Origin of the sequence: Streptomyces sp. NPDC057694 (assembly GCF_042799415.1) — a bacterium.
In the GTDB taxonomy this organism is placed as follows: Bacteria; Actinomycetota; Actinomycetes; order Streptomycetales; family Streptomycetaceae; genus Streptomyces.
The window spans coordinates 107,731-125,308 of sequence record NZ_JBHVIX010000018.1; the positions used below are offsets into that span (position 1 = coordinate 107,731).

The window sequence follows — 17,578 nt, forward strand, 5'->3', positions numbered from 1 at the left end:
GACCCGGGCCGGATGCCCGCGTCCCGACCCCACGACACCGACCGGAGTACGCCTTCGTGGCCACCTTCCTCTACAAACTCGGCAAGCTCGCCTTCCGCCGACGGCACTTCGTCGCCCTGATATGGGTGGCCCTGCTCACGCTCGCGGGCGTGGGCGCGGCCTCCGCGCCGACCGCCGCCTCCAGCTCCTTCTCGATTCCCGGTACCGAGGCCCAGAAGGCCTTCGACCTGCTCGACCAGCGCTTCCCCGGCTCTGCCGCCGACGGCGCCACCGCCCGGGTCGTCTTCAAGGCGCCCGCCGGCGAGAAGCTCACGGACGCCGCCAACAAGACGGACATCCAGGACACGATCTCCGCGATCAAGTCCAGCTCGAAGCAGGTCGCCTCCGTCGCCGACCCGTTCGCGGGGAACACGGTCAGCAAGAACGGCGAGATCGCGTACGCCTCGGCCTCGTACAAGGTCTCCTCGATGGAGCTGACCGACGACGACCGGGACGCGTTGCAGAAGGTCATCGACGACGCCAAGGACACCGGGCTGACCGTCGAGGTCGGCGGTGACGCGCTCCAGGCCATGCCGGAGACCGGCGCGACCGAGGTCATCGGCATCGCGGTCGCGGCCGTCGTGCTCGTGATCACCTTCGGCTCGCTGATCGCGGCCGGTCTTCCGCTGCTCACCGCGCTGATCGGCGTCGGCATCGGCGTCTCGACCATCACGGCGCTCGCCAACGCCCTGGACCTGGGCTCCACCACGTCCACCCTCGCGATGATGATCGGCCTCGCCGTCGGCATCGACTACGCGCTGTTCATCGTCTCCCGCTTCCGCGCCGAGCTGGCCGAGGGCCGCGAGCGCGAGGAGGCCGCCGGACGGGCGGTCGGCACCGCGGGTTCCGCCGTCGTCTTCGCCGGACTCACCGTCGTCATCGCACTCGTCGGCCTGGCCGTCGTCAACATCCCGATGCTGACCAAGATGGGCATCGCGGCCGCCGGCACCGTCGCCATCGCCGTGCTCATCGCGCTCACCCTCATCCCGGCGCTGCTCGGCTACGCGGGCAAGCGCGTCCACGGCCGCAAGGCCCGCAAGGCCGCCGAGTCCGGTGTGCAGGCCGAGGCCAAGCCCAACATGGGCACCCGCTGGGCCCGCTTCGTGCTGCGCCGTCCGGTCGCCGTCCTCGTCGTCGGCATCCTCGGCCTCGGCGCGATGGCCGTACCCGTGGCCTCGCTCGAACTCGGCCTGCCCGACGACGGCAGCCAGCCCACCAGCACCACCCAGCGCAAGGCGTACGACCTGCTCTCGGAGGGCTTCGGCCCTGGCTTCAACGGCCCGCTGATGACCGTCGTCGACGCCCAGGGCGCGGACGACCCGAAGGCCGCCGTCGACGACGTCGTCTCGACGATCAAGAAGACCAAGGGCGTCGCGGCCGTCGCGCCGGCCACCTTCAACAAGGCGGGCGACACCGCCATCATCAGCGTCGTCTCGAAGTACAAGCCCTCCTCGGTGCAGACCGAGGACGTCGTCCACGACATCCGGGACGCGGGCAAGGACATCAAGGCCGACACCGGCGCCGAGCTGAGCGTCACCGGCTCCACCGCGATGAACATCGACGTCTCGCAGAAGCTGAACGACGCGCTCGTGCCGTACCTGGCGCTCGTCGTCGGCCTGGCGTTCCTGCTCCTGATGGTGGTCTTCCGCTCGGTCCTGGTCCCGCTCAAGGCGGCGCTCGGCTTCCTGCTCTCGGTGCTCGCCGCGCTCGGCGCCGTCGTCGCCGTCTTCCAGTGGGGCTGGCTCGGCTCGCTCTTCGGCGTCGAGCAGACCGGCCCGGTCATGTCGATGATGCCGATCTTCATGGTGGGCGTGGTCTTCGGTCTCGCGATGGACTACGAGGTCTTCCTCGTGACCCGGATGCGGGAGGCGTACGTCCACGGGGAGCGCCCGGCGCAGGCGATCGTCACCGGGTTCCGGCACGGGGCCCGGGTGGTCAGCGCCGCGGCCGTCATCATGATCGCGGTGTTCGCGGGCTTCATCGGCAGCTCCGAGCAGATGGTGAAGATGATCGGCTTCGGTCTCGCGATCGCCGTCTTCTTCGACGCGTTCATCGTCCGCATGACGATCGTGCCCGCCGTCCTGGCGCTGCTCGGCAAGCGCGCCTGGTGGCTGCCGAAGTGGCTGGACCGGGTGCTGCCGAACGTCGACGTGGAGGGCGAGGGCCTGAAGACGGCCTCCGGCACCACGGGCAACGACGACGACAGCGACCGGGAGCTGGTCAGCGCCTGATCAGCCCGTAGTGGTCGCCGGGGTGGTGGCCGTGTACGTACGACGCAGGAAGCGGATCAGCGCCTTCACGTCGAACTGCACGACCGCCACCCCTTCGCGTGCGTGGAACTCGATGACCGCCTGCACCCGGCCGCACGGCCAGACGCGGACGTCACCGCCGGTGGCGGGCGCCCGCAGCCCGCGTTCGAGCAGTTCGCGCGGGAAGGTCCACTCGCCCTCGGGCGGTGGCAGCACCACCCGGACCTGACCGTCCCCGCCATAGCGCAGCACGACCGGTACGGCCCGGTGCTCGTCGGCGGAGCCGGTGACGAGACGGGCGCGCGCGTACTGCTCGACGTACTGCTCGTCGGCACTCATGAGTTAAATGTCGCATATGTGCAACTATTCGGGCCAGAAGTAATTGACGACAGGGCGCTCTTGCGAAGGGTTCGCAACAAGGCACTATCATCGAACGGTTAACCAACCGCCGAGCGCCGGAGATCCCTGCCATGCATGTCCCCGACGGATTCATCAACGCCCCCGTCTCGGCGGCCGCCGGTGTCGTCGCCGCGGGCGCCGTCGCCGTCAGCCTGCGCGGCGCACGCCGTGAGCTGGACGAGCGCACCGCCCCGCTCGCGGGCCTCGTCGCCGCCTTCATCTTCGCCGTGCAGATGCTCAACTTCCCGGTCGCGGCGGGCACCTCCGGCCATCTCCTCGGCGGCGCGCTCGCCGCGATACTCGTGGGCCCCTACACAGGGGTCCTGTGCGTGTCCGTGGTGCTGCTGATGCAGGGCGTGCTGTTCGCCGACGGCGGCCTGACCGCGCTCGGCGTGAACATCACGGACATGGCGATCACCACGACCGTCGTCGCCTATCTGGTCTTCCGGGGCCTGGTGAAGCTGCTGCCGCGCGGCCGCCGCTCGATCACGGTGGCGTCCTTCGTCGCCGCGCTCCTGTCGGTCCCGGCCGCCGCCGTGGTCTTCACCCTCGTCTACGCCATCGGAGGGACCGCCGACGTCTCGATCGGCAAGGTCGCCACCGCGATGGTCGGCGTGCACGTCCTGATCGGCATCGGCGAGGCCGTCATCACCGCGCTCACCGTCGGCGCGGTCGTCGCCGTCCGGCCCGACCTGGTGTACGGCGCGCGCGGCCTGACCGCCCCGCTCAAGCTCAAGGTCGGCGGCGAACTCGTCGACGCCCCCACGGCGGCCCCGGCCCCGGTCGCCGCCCGCTCGCACCGCAAGATCTGGATCACCGGCCTGATCACGTCGCTCGTGCTCGCCGGCTTCGTCTCCTTCTACGCGTCGGCGAACCCCGACGGCCTGGAGAAGGTCGCCCACGACAAGGGCATCGACCAGAAGGCGAAGCCGCACGCCTCCTCCGACTCCCCGCTCGCCGACTACGGCGTCAAGGACGTCACCGACGCCCGGCTCTCCGGCGGCCTCGCCGGGATCATCGGCGTCGGCGTGACCGTCGTCGCGGGCTCCGGGATCTTCTGGGCGCTGCGCAGGCGCCGCACCAGTGACGCCGCGTCCACCGAGGTCCGTGCGCAGGAGACCGTCTGACATGGGCGCCGGACACGCCCACCGCCTCTACCGCGCGGGGACCTCACCGGTCCACGCGCTGCCCCCGCACACCAAGCTCGCGGCCGTCCTCTGCTTCGTGATCGTCGTGGTGTCCACCCCGCGCGAGGCGATGTGGGCCTTCGCCCTGTACGCGGTGCTGCTCGCGACCGTCGCGGCCGTGGCCCGGGTCCCGGCCGGCTTCCTGCTGAAGCGGCTGCTGATCGAGATCCCGTTCGTGGCGTTCGCGGTGCTCCTGCCGTTCGTCGCCGAGGGCGAGCGCATCCACGTACTCGGCCTGTCGCTCAGCGAGAGCGGACTGTGGGGCGCCTGGAACGTCCTCGCCAAGGGCACGCTCGGCGTCGCCGCGTCCGTCCTGCTCGCCTCCACGACGGAACTGCGCGAACTGCTCCTCGGCCTCCAGCGCCTGAAACTGCCGCCGCTCCTCGTCCAGATCGCGTCCTTCATGATCCGGTACGGGGATGTGATCACGGACGAGATGCGGCGCATGAAGATCGCGCGCGAGTCACGCGGCTTCGAGGCGTCCGGCATCAAGCACTGGGGCGTCCTCGCCAAGACGGCCGGAGCGCTCTTCATCCGCTCCTACGAGCGGGGCGAGCGCGTGCACCTCGCCATGGTCAGCCGGGGGTACGCGGGCTCGATGCCGGTGATCGACGAGGTCACGGCGTCGCGCACACAATGGTCGTACGCGCTGGCCCTGCCGGGTACCGCGCTCGTGGTGTGTCTGCTGGGATGGATGCTGTGACTCTCGCTTCTCTGGACGTCTCCGGGCTCGCCTTCGCCTACCCCGACGGGCACCAGGCCCTCTTCGGCGTCGACTTCTCCGTCGGCCGCGGTGAGCGCGTCGCCCTGCTCGGCCCCAACGGCGCGGGCAAGACCACTCTCGTCCTGCACCTCAACGGCATCCTGACCGGCGGCGCCGGCACGGTGACCGTCGCCGGGCTGCCCGTCGACAAGCGGAACATGGCGGAGATCCGCCGCAAGGTCGGCATCGTCTTCCAGGACCCCGACGACCAGCTGTTCATGCCGACCGTCCGCGAGGACGTCGCCTTCGGCCCGGCCGCCGCCGGGATGAAGGGCGCCGAACTGGAGGCGCGGGTCCGCAAGGCCCTCGCCCTGGTCGGCATGGAGGAGTTCGCGGACCGGCCCCCGCACCACCTCTCCTTCGGCCAGCGGCGCCGGGTCGCGGTCGCCACCGTGCTCGCGATGGAGCCCGAGATCCTGGTCCTGGACGAGCCGTCCTCCAACCTCGACCCGGCCTCGCGCCGCGAACTCGCCGACATCCTCAGGTCGTTGGACGTGACGGTGCTGATGGTCACCCACGACCTGCCGTACGCGCTCGAACTCTGCCCCCGCGCGATGATCCTCAGCGGCGGCGTGATCGCGGCCGACGGCGCGACCGGCGACCTGCTCCTGGACGAGGACCTGATGCGGGCCCACCGCCTGGAGCTGCCGTTCGGCTTCGACCCGGCGTCCGTAGCGGGCCGGCGCTGACCCGGCGCACCGGAATCATCCCGCGCCGCGCCCTGTTGGACTTTGCGTGGAGACAGCAGTGAACGGCACGACGGACCCCCGATTCGACGGCGTACGCACCGCCTTCGCCGAGAACTTCACGGCCCGCGGTGAGCGCGGTGCCGCCGTCGTCGTGTACGAGGCCGGGCACAAGGTCGTCGACCTGTACGCGGGCAGCCGGAACATCGAAGGCGTCGGCGTCGGCGACGGGCCGCGCTGGGAGCCCGGCACCGCGCAGATCCTGCGCTCCGCCACCAAGGGCGTCGCCGCGGCCGCGCTGCTCCTGCTCCACCAGCGCGGCGAGCTGGACCTGGACGCGCCGGTCGGGGCGTACTGGCCCGCGTTCAAGGCGCACGGCAAGGAGCACGCCCGGGTCCGCGACGTGCTCGCGCACCGCGCCGGGGTGCCCGCCCTCGACCGGCCGCTGACCCCCGCCGAGGCCGCCGACCCGGAGCGCGGCGCCGCGGCGGTCGCGGCGCAGGCCCCGTTCTGGGCGCCCGGCACCGATCACGGCTATCACGCGCAGACGTACGGCTGGCTCGTGGCGGAGCTGGTGCGCCGGGTCACCGGGGACGACATCGGCACCTTCGTCGCACGGGAGATCGCCGCTCCGGCCGCCGCCGACGTGTGGATCGGACTGCCGGACGCGCAGGCCCACCGGGCCGGCCGGGTCGGGCCGGTCGAGGCGCCGGTCACCGCGGGCGGGCTGCGGGCGCGGCCCAGCCGCCGCCTCGCCGCGGCGTACGGCGACCCGGACTCGCTCACCCGTCGCGCCTTCGGATCCGTCGACCCGGCCCCGGACGAGAACGACCCGGCGTACCGCGCCGCCCAGCTCGCGGGATCCAACGGCATCGGCACGGCGGACGGCCTCGCCCGCCTCTACGCCTCGCTGATCGGCGAACTCGACGGCGGCAGAAGGCTGTTCACGCCGGAGACCGTCCGGCTCGCCCGCACGGAAGCCTCCTCGGGCCCCGACCGGGTCCTCGTCGTCCCCACCCGCTTCGGCCTCGGCCACATGCTGCACGGCGTCGCCTCCCCGCTGCTGGGCCCCGGCTCCTTCGGCCACCCGGGCCGCGGCGGCGCCCTCGGCTTCGCCGACCCGGAGTCCGGCATCGCCTTCGGCTACGTCACGAACGGGATGCGTACGGGCGTCACCGCCGACCCGCGCGCTCAGGCGCTGGTCAGGGCCGTGCGGGAGGCGCTGGGCCGCCACCACAGCGGGGCGTAGCCGAGCAGCAGGAGCACCGCGCCGAGCGGGATCAGGTCCTTCGTGGTCAGCGGCAGCAGCGAGGCGGCGAAGACGAGGCACGGCGCCCAGAGCGGCAACCTGCGCAGCGCGTAAAGGCGCAGGGCGAGGACGACCTGGCCGATGAAGAAGAACATCGGGCCGACCGCGTAGAAGGCGAGTTCGGCGCCCGGCAGCGAGCCGAAGCTGTCCGACAGGCGCGCCATCTCGGCGTGGCTGCCGTCGGCCATCAGGCCCGTCACGATGTCCACGCCGAACTGCACGGCGAGCGCGCACGATCCGGCGACGGCGGCCACCAGACCGCCGGTCGCCCACCGGTCGGACCGCCCGGCGGCCGCCCGCATCGCGACGAACGCGCGCACGAAGAAGCCGAGCCCGACGAGGAAGCACAGATGCCCGGCGGTCCAGGCGAGCCCGGGACCCTTGACGCCGTCCAGGCCGTCGAGGAGCCGGATGACGCCGTACGCGCCGAACAGGGCGGGGGCGATGACATACGCGCTGCGAGGTGAGGTCATGAGCCGAGTCTTCGCGCATCACCGCCCCAACTCGACCCGGAAGAACCCTGGTCGGTCCCGCAGCGCACCCCGAGGGATCTCTCGGGGTTGTCCCGGGTAGCGTCCCGGCCATGACACGTTTCGAGGGGTACGCAGCCCTGGTCACCGGCGCCGGACGCGGCATCGGCGCCGCCGTCGCCCGGCGGCTCGCCACGGAGGGCGCGAGCGTCCTCGTCACCGACATCGACCTGCCCGGCGCCCGGAAGACCGCCGCCGAGATCCGCGAACAGGGCGGTACGGCAGTCGAGTTCGGCTGCGACGTCGGCGACAAGGAGTCCGTCCGGGCCGCCGTCGCGCACGCCGTCGACACCTTCGGCCGCCTGGACGTCCTGGTGAACAACGCCTACGCCTGCCACCCCGACGCCCCGCTCTTCGAGGACGAGGACGACGACGGCTGGGCCCGCGACCTCGACCTCAGCCTCACCGGCGCCTACCGCTGCAGCCGCGCCGCCCTCCCGCACCTGGTGGCCTCCGGCCGCGGTGCCATCGTCAACATCGGCTCCGTGAACGGCATCCAGGACTTCGGCAACCACGCCTACAGCGCCGCGAAGGCGGGCCTGGCGTCCCTGACCCGGACCCTCGCCGGGCATGCGGGCCCGCGCGGGGTCCGCGTCAATCTCGTGGCGCCGGGAACGGTACGCACCAGGGCCTGGACCGACCACGGCCGCGACCCCGACGCCGTACGGGACCTGTATCCGCTCGGGCGGGTCGGGGAGCCGGAGGACATCGCGGCGGCCGTGGCGTTCTTGGCTTCGCCGGACGCGAGTTGGGTGACCGGGGTCGTGCTGCCGGTCGACGGGGGACTCACCGCCGTGAACGTGGGCTTCAGAACCTCGAGCCCCTCCGGCGATTGAGGAGCGGGGGCCCGGGGGGGGAGCCCCCGGATCAGGCGTGCAGCATCAGTCCGATCCCGGCCACCATCACCCCGGCCGCGACCACCCTCGGCATCCCGAACCGCTCCTTGAAGAACACCGCCCCGATCGCCGCCCCCACGATGATCGAAGACTCCCGCAGCGCGGAGACCGGGGCCAGCTCGGCCCGGGTCTGGGCCCACAGCACCAGCCCGTACGCGGCCACGGACAGCGCGGCGCCCAGCAGCCCGAGCCCCGCGAACGGCTTCAGCCGCGCCACCAGTTGCCCGCGCCAGCGGTACGCCGCGTACACCGGCACCGCGATCCCCTCCAGGATCATCAGCCACGCGATGTACCCGAGGGAGGACCCCGAGGCGCGCACCCCGAGCCCGTCCACCACCGTGTACGAGGCGATCGAGACGCCCGTCGCCAGGGCGGCGCCCAGCGCCCGCCAGTCGGGCCTGCGCGCCGAACCCCGTAGACCCCACAGCGCGAGGCCGGTCAGGCCCGCACAGGACACGGCGACGCCCGCCGCCTGCCAGCCGTCCGGCACCTCGCCCGCGAAGACGGCCGCGAACACCGTCACCACCAGCGGCGCGGTGCCGCGCGCGACCGGATACGCCTGCCCGAAGTCGCCCAGCCGGAACGACGTCATCAGCAGCAGGTAGTAGCCGATGTGGATGACCGCGGAGACGAGCAGATACGGCCACGCGCCCGCCGCGGGCACGGGCACGACCCCCGCCATGGCGAGGCCGATGAGCGTCCCGCCGCCCGAGATCAGCGTGAAGCCGACGAGCTTGTCGGTGATGTGGTGGGCGAGCGCGTTCCACGACGCGTGGGTGACCGCGGCGAGCAGCACCGCCGCGGCGACGAGCGGGGTCATCCCTGTATGTCCGCTTCTCGTACGTCCGCTTCCCGTACGTCCACGAGCGCGGCGCCCGCGTGCGCGACCAGGTCGGCGGGGGCCATCGGGAAGACGGTGTGCGGGGTGCCGGCCGCCGCCCACACGGTGTCGTGGGCGAGCAGCGAGCGGTCGGCGAGCACCCGGGTCCGGTTGACGTGCCCGAAGGGCGGGATGCCGCCGATCGCGTACCCGGTGAACTCCCGCACCACGTCCGCCTTGGCCCGGGTGACCTTCGCGGCGCCCAGTTCACGCCGGACGAGTTCGACGTCGACGCGTGAGGCGCCGTCCATGAGGACCAGCACCGGCACACCGTCCGCGGCGAAGATCAGCGACTTGCAGATCTGGCTGAGCGCGCAGCCGACGGCGTCCGCCGCCTCCTGCGCGGTGCGGGCGCCCTCGGGGAAGGCGCGTACCTGGGGCAGGAGTTCGGCGAGCCCCATCGAGGTCACCGCCTCGGCGAAGCGGGGGTGGGCGGCGCGGGGTCCGGCGGATTCGGTGGAGGACGTCATGGGCGGCACGCTAGTAGTACGTGTACCGCCCACGCGACCCGGTATCCGGCGCCGTCGGGTCAGCCGCCGGCGAGCAGCATCTGCCGGACGACCGGGCCCGCCGAGTCGCCGCCGTGCCCGCCCTCCTGCACCACGGCCGCCGACGCCAGATCACCGCGGTACGCCGTGAACCAGCCGTTCGGCTGCTTCTGCCCGTCGACCTCCGCCGAACCGGTCTTCGCGCCCATGTCGGAGCCGAGCCCGGACATCGGCTCGACCGCCGTGCCCGCGACGGCCGTGTAGTGCATCAACTCCCGCAGATCCGCGAGGGTCTTGGCGGACAGCGAGCGGGAGGCCTTCGCGAGCGTGCGGTGGTCGACGTCCGGCGAGACGAGGTACGGCTGGTGGAAGGTGCCGTTCTTCACGGTCGCGGCGACCGACGCCATGTTCAGCGGGTTCATCCGCACCCCGCCCTGCCCGATCAGCGAGGCGGCCATCTGCGCGTCCGACTGCACGGGCACCGAGCCGTCGAAACTCGGCACGCCCACCGCCCAGTTGTCCATGCCGAGCCCGAAGACCTGCTGGGCCTGCTTGGTCAGCGAGTCGTTGTCCAGCTTCGGCGCCTGGCTGATGAAGGCCGTGTTGCAGGACCGGGCGAAGCTCGCCTTGAACGTGCCGTTCTTGATCTGGAACTTGTCGTCGTTCTGGAACTTCCAGTGCCCGTACGTGAAGTACTTCGGGCACGGGTGCTCCTTGTTCACACCCGCGAGGTCCTTCTCCAGGAGGAGCGACGACGTGATGACCTTCATCGTCGAGCCGGGCGCGAGGGAGCCCTGGAAGGCCGTGTTGAAGCCCGCGCTCGAATTCGCGACGGCGAGGATCTCGCCGGTCGAGGGCCGGATCACCACGACCGAGGCCCGCTTGCGCGAGGCGACCTGCTTCTCGGCGGTCGCCTGGAGCGAGGGCGACAGCGTGGTCCTGACCGTGCCCGGCGTGCCCTCGGAGAGGGTGAGCAGGGTCTTGTCCGGCTGTGCTTCCTTCTTCGACGACGCCTTGCGCACGATGCGCAGTTCGACGCCCGCCGTGCCGCCGGCGGTCTTGCCGAACTTCTCGCGCAGCCCGTCCACGACGGTGGCCAGCGACGGGAACTTCTTCACGTCCAGCTCGCCGCCGTCCCGGTCCACGGCCTTGACCGGCGGGTCGCCCGCCTCACCGGTGACGAGCCGGTCGCCGTCCTTCAACTCCGGGTGCAGGACGGACGGTTGCCATCCGACGAGCACCTTGCCGTCGCTCTTGCGCCGCACGGCGGTCAGCGAGGAGTCGTACGCGAGGGGCTTGCTCAGCTTCTCGCCCGTGCCGGCCTTGCCCTTGTCCGACGCGCCCGGGTCGTACGCGACCGTCGACGTCACGTGGAACGGCACCTTCGCGCCCGCCCGCTGCCCCGCCGTCAGCTTCACGCCGGTGAGATGGGCGTCCTTGGTGAGGCCGGTGAGCGCCTTCTCGGCGGCCGCCGCGTCGTCGGTGTACGTGGCCGCCTTCGCCACGTCGCCCTGCTGCCAGGCCGTCAGGAAGCCGTCGGCCGCGGTGCGGACCTCCTTGGCGGAGGGCGGGCCCGTCTTGACCCTCGGCTTCTCGTCGGCCGACGCCGAGCTGCCGTCGCCGCTCCCGGAGCCTTCCATCAGGGCATAGGCGCCGACGCCGGCTCCGACGACGGCGATGACGGCGGCGCCGCCGATCACCAGGGCGTTCAGGTTGCGGCGCGGCGCCGGCTCGGGGCGCTTGCCTCTGGTGCCCAACGTTTTCCTCCGGGGGTGTAGCGGACGGTAAGCCTAGCCCCGCCAGGGGCGCGGGGAACTGCGCGGCCAGCCGCGGACAAGCCGCACCCGCCGTAGTAGAGAACGCCGCAGACGCGCTTGCGGTTTCGTGTGGTTGCTCGCGCAGTTCCCCGCGCCCCCTACGGGGCGCTGCTTACCCGGCGCTTTTCAGGACCGCCGCCACGATGGGGCCGGCCGCCGTACCCCCGTGGCCGCCGTTCTGCACCATCGCCGCGGCGGTGGCGATCCCGTCGCGGTAGCCGGTGAACCAGGAGTCGGAGACGGCCTGGCCGTCGCTCTCCGCGGAGCCCGTCTTGGCGCCGATGTTCCCCGGTACCCCGGCCATCGCCTGGGTGGCCGTGCCGGTCGGTGAGGTGGCCGTGGCGTGCATCATCGCCCTGAGCTGGGTCACGGTCGGGGACGGCAGGCCCTGCGCGGTGGCGAGTTTGCGCTCGCCGTACTCGGGCGAGACGAGGATCGGCTGGCGGAACGTCCCGGTGATGGCGGTCGCGGTGACCGACGCCATGTTCAGCGGGTTCATCTGTACGTTGCCCTGCCCGATCATCCCGGCCGGGTCCTGGGAGTTGCCGTTGACCGGGACGTTGCCGTCGAACGACGGGATCCCGGTCTGCCAGTCCTGTTCCTTGCCGAGCCCGAACCGCTGGGACGCCTCGGTGGCGAACTTGTCGGCGCCCAGGTCGTCGGAGAGCTTGATGAAGGACGTGTTGCAGGACCGCTGGAAGCTGCTGCTGAGCGTCGCGTTCTTGTCCGGCGCCATGCCCTTGAGGTTGTGGAAGGTCTGGCCCAGGGCCAGCACCGAGTCGTCGCAGGGGGCGCTGGCGTTCATCGACGACAGGACACCGTTGTCGAGCAGCGCCGCCGCGGTGATGATCTTCATGGTGGAGCCGGGTGCCCGGTTCGCCGAGAACGCGGCGTTGAACTCCCCGTACCCGTGGTTGGCGAGCGCCAGCACCCCGCCGGTCTGCGGGTGCACGGCCACCACGGCGGCCTTCGGGTACTTGGTGACCGCCTGCTCGGCCGCGGCCTGCGCGCTCGCGCTGATCGTCGTCTGAAGCTTGCCCGGCTTGCCCTTGGTGAGGGTCACCAGGGTCTTCGCGGTCGTCGTCGATCCGTCGGCGTCGGTCCGCTCGATGGACGTCTCCACGCCCGGCGAACCCCCGGCCTCGTCCCCGAACTTGGCGCGCAGCTGGTCCAGGACCGGGCCGAGGGAGGGGTACTTCTTCGCGGTCAGTACCGCGCCGTTGCGGTCCACGGCCTCGATCGGGGGCGCCGCCGCCTCACCGGTGACGAGCTTGTCGCCCTTCTCCATGTCGGGGTGGAGCACGGACGGCTCCCAGTCGACCAGGGCCCGGCCCGTGGTCTGCCCTCGGACGACGGTCAGCGACGACGCGTACTCCAGCGTCCGGCTCTTCTTGTCGTAGGTGACCGTGGCCTTCACCTTGAACGGCACCTTGGCGCCGACCGCCTTGCCCGGCGTCAGCACGGTGTGCGTGACGAACGCTTCGTCGTGCCAGCCCTCGATCGCCGCCAGGGCGCCGTCGGCGTTGTTCGTGTAGTGCGCCGCCTCGTCCGGGTCGTTCTTCGACCAGGCCGTCAGGAACTTGTCCGACGCCTCCTTGATCTCGTCGCCCGTCGGCGGCCCGGTCCGCTTGGCCGGTGACCCGCCCAGCGACGACGAGCCGCCGTCCCCCGTGACGGCCGAGATGATGTTGTACGCCCCGTACCCGGCGCCGCCCACCATCACGGTGAACACCCCGCCGACGATGGCGACCTTGACCCCCTTGCGCATGCGCGCTCCCCCTCCCCAGGTATACGGGAGGGACTTTAAGCACGCCGGAGGCCAGCGGGGCGGGGTGTTTTCCAGTTGGTGTCCGAAGGTGTCCGAAGAGTGATCACAAATGCGGCTGAAAGCGGTCTGGACCCAGGTGTCCGGTCATGTCCGTGAACACCGGGAAGCGGCGTCGGTGCCACCCGTACCGCTCACGGCCGGGAAGGTGACCACCGGTCGTCTCCGTCCCCGGCCGACAGCCGGTCCATCAGGGCCCGGCCCTGTTCCGTCTCGAAGTCGCCGGCGCCGTAGGAACGCTCCGGCCAGTACGCCTGTCCGTCGATCCAGGGGACGCCCGCGGGCGAAGCGTCGGTCCGGCCGCACAGTTCGAGCTCACCGAACGGCTCGACGGGCACGTCGGCCGGGAGTTTGCGTGCCCCCAGGAACCGGCGTGCGGGCAGCGGCAGAGGTCTGAGTTGCAGCACCGCTTCGGGCCGGACGCCGTCGCCCCCGTCGGCGGGGAACACCGCCAGCAGGGCGATGCCGCCCCAGGGCGGGTCGTACAGCAGGGCGTACCGCCTGACCACGGGGCCGGGCGCACAGGCCGCACGGGCCAGCGCCCTGGCCGAGGCACCGCCCCGGCCACGGAGACGGACGGCCCCGAAGACCACCAGGGCGAGGGACACCACGAGCGTGAGCAGGGCCTGGGGTGCCAGCGCGGCCGAGCCGACCAGTCCGTAGACCACCAGGACGAGAACCGTGTAGAGCGCCGCCGGTACCAGGACGGACAGGCCCGACATCCTCCGCAGGGTCCGTACCCGCCACCACGGCACCCGGCGGACGTCCGCCTCCCGGCGGCTGCGCGCCGCGGGCCGGGGCAGCGCGGCCTGCCGTCGCGCCTCGGCCGTCAGCATCGCGTACGTGGGCGCGCCGCCTCCCGGTGCCGGTCTTTCTCCCTCGCCGTGCATCATCTGGCTCCCTCCCGCACGGGTCCCGTCCCGTGCCCCAAGTCCTCTGACGGGGGCGGACGGTAGGGCGCGGAGGTGACGCGGACGCATGGCTTGCGTGACCGGGAGTGGAACGTTGCGTCCGGCTAGACCCAGGTGTCCAGCCACATCCTCGACCGCCACGAGTCGATCGGGATCGCCGTTCCCGTGTAGATCGGCCAGAAGTACACGAAGTTCCACACGATCAGCAGGACGATCACACCCGCCCCCGCGGCGCCGACCGTCCGCCGGCGTTCGCTCGATCCCGGCCTGCCGATGATCGCGCCGAGCATCATCGCCAGTGCCAGGCAGAGGAACGGTGCGAAGACGACCGCGTAGAAGTAGAAGATCGTCCGTTCCTGGTAGTTGAACCAGGGCAGATAGCCGGCGGCGATGGCGCACGCGATCGCGCCCGCCCGCCAGTCGCGCCGGAACGCCCAGCGCCACAGCAGATAGAGCACCGCGAAGCAGGCCGCCCACCACAGCAGCGGGGTGCCGAGGGCGAGGACCTCGCGGGCGCACTTCTCCGTCGCGTCCGCCGGGCAGCCGTCCTGGCCCGCCGTCGGGGACTCGTAGAAGTACGAGACCGGGCGGCCGTCGACCATCCAGCTCCACGGGTTGGACTGGTAGGTGTGCGGGGAGCTGAGGTTGGTGTTGAAGTCCCAGACCTCCTGCTCGTAGTGCCACAGGCTGCGCACCCAGTCGGGCAGCCAGGTGTGGCCGCCGCCCTTGCCCGCGGTCACCGCCCAGTTGCGGAAGTAGCCGCCGGTGCCGTCGTCGGGGGAGAGGATCCAGCCGAGCCAGGACAGCAGGTACGTGGCGATCGCGACCGGAACCGTGACGAGGAACGCCGGGAACACGTCGTGCTTGAGCACGGCGAGGTACGGGCGCTCGGCGCCCGCCACCCGGCGCGTGCCGACGTCCCACAGCACCGTCATGACGGCGAAGAGCGCCACGTAGATGAAGCCGTTCCACTTCGTGCCCGCGGCCAGACCCAGGCAGAGCCCGGCGAGCAGCCGCCACGGGCGCCATCCCAGGCGCAGGGTCTCGGCGATGCGCGCGTCGGGGCGGACCAGGCCGTGCTCGTCCTCCGGCAGCGCCGCCGCCAGCCGTCCCCGCGCCCGGTCCCGGTCGACGATCAGGCAGCCGAACGCCGCGACCACGAAGAACACCAGCACCGAGTCGAGCAGCGCGGTGCGGCTCATCACGAACGCGAGCCCGTCCACCGTGAGCAGCGCCCCGGCGAGGCAGCCCAGGAACGTCGAGCGGAAGAGGCGGCGGCCGATCCGGCACACCATCAGCACGCACAACGTGCCGAGCAGCGCCGTCATGAACCGCCAGCCGAACGGATTGAAACCGAACATCCATTCGCCGATGCCGATGACGTACTTGCCGACCGGCGGATGCACGACGTAGGAGGCGTCGCTCGGAATCGGGATGTCGCCGTTGTTCTTCAGGATCAGGTCATTGGCGTTCTTCGGCCAATTCACCTCGAATCCGCGGTGGATGAGCGCCCACGCGTCCTTGGCGTAATACGTCTCGTCGAATATCACGGCTTTCGGGCTGCCGAGGTTCCAGAAGCGCAGCAGCCCCGCGACGAGCGTGACGAGCAGCGGGCCGCCCCAGCCCACGAGCCGGGACAGCTGACCTGCGGTGAACCGGCTGAGCCCGAACGACGCCCACAGCCGCGACGACGGCGCGGGGTACGACGGGACGAGGCGCTCGCGGACGTCGCCGTCTCTGACCTCCGCGCCCCCTTCCGCCTCCGGGCCCCGGTAGCCGAACCTGCGCAGACCACGCAGCCACGCCGAATCCTGCGCTGACGGGGCTGCCAGGGGTGCCTGGTCCGGCGGGGGACTGCTCGGGTTCGCCTTGGCCGACGACGAGGTACTGGTCACCGCGCCATCGTAGGGAACGGCGCTGTGCGAGTCCCGTGGGCGTGGGGAACAGCGCCGTGCGAGTCCCGTCCGGCGACCCTGCGAGGATGGAACCGTGACAGGAACCGCAGATTCAACCGAACCGTCGGGGGAGCGGGGGCAGGGGCCCGCCGCCACGGCGCCGACCGGCACGCTCGTGCTCGCCGGCACCCCCATCGGCACCGTCTCCGACGCCCCGCCGCGGCTCGCCCAGGAGCTGGCCGTCGCCGATGTCGTCGCCGCCGAGGACACCCGCCGCCTGAAGCGGCTCACCCAGGCGCTCGGGGTGCAGGTCGGCGGGCGCGTCGTGTCGTACTTCGAGGGCAACGAGAGCGCGCGCACGCCCGAGCTGGTCGAGGCGCTGGCGGGCGGTGCGCGGGTGCTGCTCGTGACCGACGCCGGGATGCCGTCGGTGTCCGACCCGGGCTACCGCCTGGTGGCCGCGGCCGTGGAGCGCGACATCCGGGTCACCGCCGTCCCCGGCCCTTCCGCGGTGCTCACCGCCCTCGCCCTGTCCGGGCTGCCCGTCGACCGGTTCTGCTTCGAGGGCTTCCTGCCGCGCAAGGCCGGCGAGCGGCTCTCGCGCCTTCGGGAAGTGGCCGAAGAACGACGCACACTTGTCTACTTCGAGGCCCCGCACCGCCTGGACGACACCCTCGCCGCGATGGCCGAGGCGTTCGGCGCCGACCGCAGGGCCGCGGTCTGCCGCGAGCTGACCAAGACCTACGAGGAGATCAAGCGCGGCCCCCTGAAGGACCTCGCGGAGTGGGCCGCCGAAGGGGTCCGCGGCGAGATCACGGTCGTCGTCGAGGGCGCCCCGGAGAAGTCCGGCGACGACCTCACCCCCGATGAGCTGGTGCGCAGGGTGCGCGTGCGAGAGGAGGCGGGGGAGCGGCGCAAGGAGGCCATCGCGGCGGTCGCGGCCGATGCGGGGCTACCCAAGCGTGTCGTCTTCGATGCCGTGGTCGCGGCAAAGAATGCGACTCAAGGCACCCCATAAGGGCGTAAAGGACTAGCCTGGAAAGCAAAGCGAAGACCGGGTGTCAGGCCCCATACGGCAGGGAAATGCCAAATCGGCTCCAATAGTCGACAGGTCTTTTGCGCTCGGCCCGGCGGAGGCGTCCACTGGTTGAAGGGACGCACCCGTCCCCACGCTGCCTCCGGGCAGCGCTTGTCCAGCGGACAAGAGGAGCTGGCATGAGCGAGTTCGCGGCCTCCAAGACGGCCACCAGTACACCCGCGACCCCGGTGACGAGCCGTGGCACAGCGATATCCGTCGTCCACGAGGCGTATGCGTTCGCCTGCATGCGCTGCGGGCACGGCTGGGAGCAGTCTTACGAGATAGAGCACCACATCGACGGGGAGGGTGCGGAGTTCGTGATGTACGTGGCGGACGGTGAGCTGGTGCCGTCGCCCCTGTCCAGCCCCACCTGCCTGAACTGCGGCGGACACGTCGTACGGATCATGCGGTCCGGCCGCGTCAGTTCCGTGCGGGACGTGATGCAGCGCCAGCAGCACACCGCCCCGGCCGCCGGACCCGTCGAGGTCCCCGAACAGGCCGCCGACTCCGGCGAGCACCACCACTGGCACCTCTCCGACCTCCTGCACCCCTTCAGCCACCATCGCAAGGACGGCCCCAAGGCCTCCTAGGGCCCGACCTGACCCGGCCTGACCCGGCCTCCTGGC

16 protein-coding genes are annotated in these 17,578 nt (G+C 71.7%); 8 read left to right on the forward strand and 8 right to left on the reverse strand.

The genetic code is table 11. The annotated features are described in order from the left end of the window. The first annotated feature begins 56 nt into the window (after positions 1-56). Positions 57-2,270, forward strand: a complete 2,214-nt coding sequence (locus ACFVDP_RS30975) for an MMPL family transporter (protein ID WP_383496906.1) — start codon at positions 57-59, stop codon at positions 2,268-2,270. Here ACFVDP_RS30975 and ACFVDP_RS30980 read toward each other — a convergent pair whose 3' ends face one another. After that, complete coding sequence (locus tag ACFVDP_RS30980; RefSeq protein WP_383496908.1) at positions 2,271-2,627, reverse strand: SsgA family sporulation/cell division regulator; 357 nt, start codon at positions 2,625-2,627, stop codon at positions 2,271-2,273. A 131-nt stretch (positions 2,628-2,758) separates the two neighbouring features. Here ACFVDP_RS30980 and ACFVDP_RS30985 point away from each other — a divergent pair, with 131 nt between their 5' ends. The 4 genes from ACFVDP_RS30985 to ACFVDP_RS31000 are packed head-to-tail and all read left to right on the forward strand — an operon-like array spanning position 2,759 to position 6,572. Continuing rightward, positions 2,759-3,814, forward strand: a complete 1,056-nt coding sequence (locus tag ACFVDP_RS30985) for an energy-coupling factor ABC transporter permease (RefSeq protein ID WP_383496910.1) — start codon at positions 2,759-2,761, stop codon at positions 3,812-3,814. 1 nt (position 3,815) lies between these two features. Further along, positions 3,816-4,577, forward strand: a complete 762-nt coding sequence (gene cbiQ, locus ACFVDP_RS30990) for a cobalt ECF transporter T component CbiQ (protein WP_383496913.1) — start codon at positions 3,816-3,818, stop codon at positions 4,575-4,577. After that, a complete protein-coding gene (locus ACFVDP_RS30995; protein ID WP_383496915.1) occupies positions 4,565-5,326 on the forward strand; it encodes an energy-coupling factor ABC transporter ATP-binding protein in 762 nt (253 codons plus the stop codon). The genes cbiQ and ACFVDP_RS30995 overlap by 13 nt, the downstream gene beginning before the upstream one ends. A gap of 58 nt (positions 5,327-5,384) precedes the next feature. Beyond that, entirely contained in the window at positions 5,385-6,572 is a 1,188-nt protein-coding gene (locus ACFVDP_RS31000) for a serine hydrolase domain-containing protein (RefSeq protein ID WP_383496917.1), read from the forward strand. Here the strand turns inward: ACFVDP_RS31000 and ACFVDP_RS31005 are convergent. After that, positions 6,515-7,105, reverse strand: coding sequence for a hypothetical protein (locus tag ACFVDP_RS31005; protein ID WP_383496919.1), 591 nt, complete (start codon positions 7,103-7,105; stop codon positions 6,515-6,517). The two genes, ACFVDP_RS31000 and ACFVDP_RS31005, sit on opposite strands and share 58 nt — an antisense overlap. 110 nt (positions 7,106-7,215) lie before the next feature. Between ACFVDP_RS31005 and ACFVDP_RS31010 the strand changes: the two genes are divergently transcribed. Then, positions 7,216-7,998, forward strand: a complete 783-nt coding sequence (locus ACFVDP_RS31010; RefSeq protein ID WP_383496922.1) for an SDR family NAD(P)-dependent oxidoreductase — start codon at positions 7,216-7,218, stop codon at positions 7,996-7,998. Between the two features lie 31 nt (positions 7,999-8,029). On the opposite strand, the gene ACFVDP_RS31015 is transcribed toward ACFVDP_RS31010, so the two are convergent. The 6 genes from ACFVDP_RS31015 to ACFVDP_RS31040 form a co-directional block, all read right to left on the reverse strand. After that, entirely contained in the window at positions 8,030-8,878 is an 849-nt protein-coding gene (locus ACFVDP_RS31015; RefSeq protein ID WP_383496925.1) for an EamA family transporter, read from the reverse strand. Further along, positions 8,875-9,408 carry a YbaK/EbsC family protein gene (locus ACFVDP_RS31020; protein ID WP_383496928.1) on the reverse strand — a complete coding sequence of 178 codons (534 nt, stop codon included), beginning with the start codon at positions 9,406-9,408 and terminating at the stop codon, positions 8,875-8,877. Before ACFVDP_RS31020 ends, ACFVDP_RS31015 begins: the two co-directional genes overlap by 4 nt. 59 nt (positions 9,409-9,467) lie before the next feature. Then, complete coding sequence (locus ACFVDP_RS31025) at positions 9,468-11,183, reverse strand: penicillin-binding transpeptidase domain-containing protein (RefSeq protein ID WP_383496931.1); 1,716 nt, start codon at positions 11,181-11,183, stop codon at positions 9,468-9,470. A 172-nt stretch (positions 11,184-11,355) separates the two neighbouring features. Then, entirely contained in the window at positions 11,356-13,011 is a 1,656-nt protein-coding gene (locus tag ACFVDP_RS31030) for a penicillin-binding transpeptidase domain-containing protein (RefSeq protein ID WP_383496934.1), read from the reverse strand. A gap of 191 nt (positions 13,012-13,202) precedes the next feature. Then, complete coding sequence (locus ACFVDP_RS31035) at positions 13,203-13,961, reverse strand: hypothetical protein (protein ID WP_383496937.1); 759 nt, start codon at positions 13,959-13,961, stop codon at positions 13,203-13,205. A 122-nt stretch (positions 13,962-14,083) separates the two neighbouring features. Beyond that, positions 14,084-15,874 carry a dolichyl-phosphate-mannose--protein mannosyltransferase gene (locus tag ACFVDP_RS31040; protein WP_383496941.1) on the reverse strand — a complete coding sequence of 597 codons (1,791 nt, stop codon included), beginning with the start codon at positions 15,872-15,874 and terminating at the stop codon, positions 14,084-14,086. Positions 15,875-16,049: 175 nt separating this feature from the next. Here ACFVDP_RS31040 and rsmI point away from each other — a divergent pair, with 175 nt between their 5' ends. Continuing rightward, complete coding sequence (rsmI, locus tag ACFVDP_RS31045; protein WP_383497112.1) at positions 16,050-16,892, forward strand: 16S rRNA (cytidine(1402)-2'-O)-methyltransferase; 843 nt, start codon at positions 16,050-16,052, stop codon at positions 16,890-16,892. Positions 16,893-17,089: 197 nt separating this feature from the next. Beyond that, entirely contained in the window at positions 17,090-17,542 is a 453-nt protein-coding gene (locus ACFVDP_RS31050; RefSeq protein ID WP_383496944.1) for a hypothetical protein, read from the forward strand. Positions 17,543-17,578: the final 36 nt, after the last annotated feature.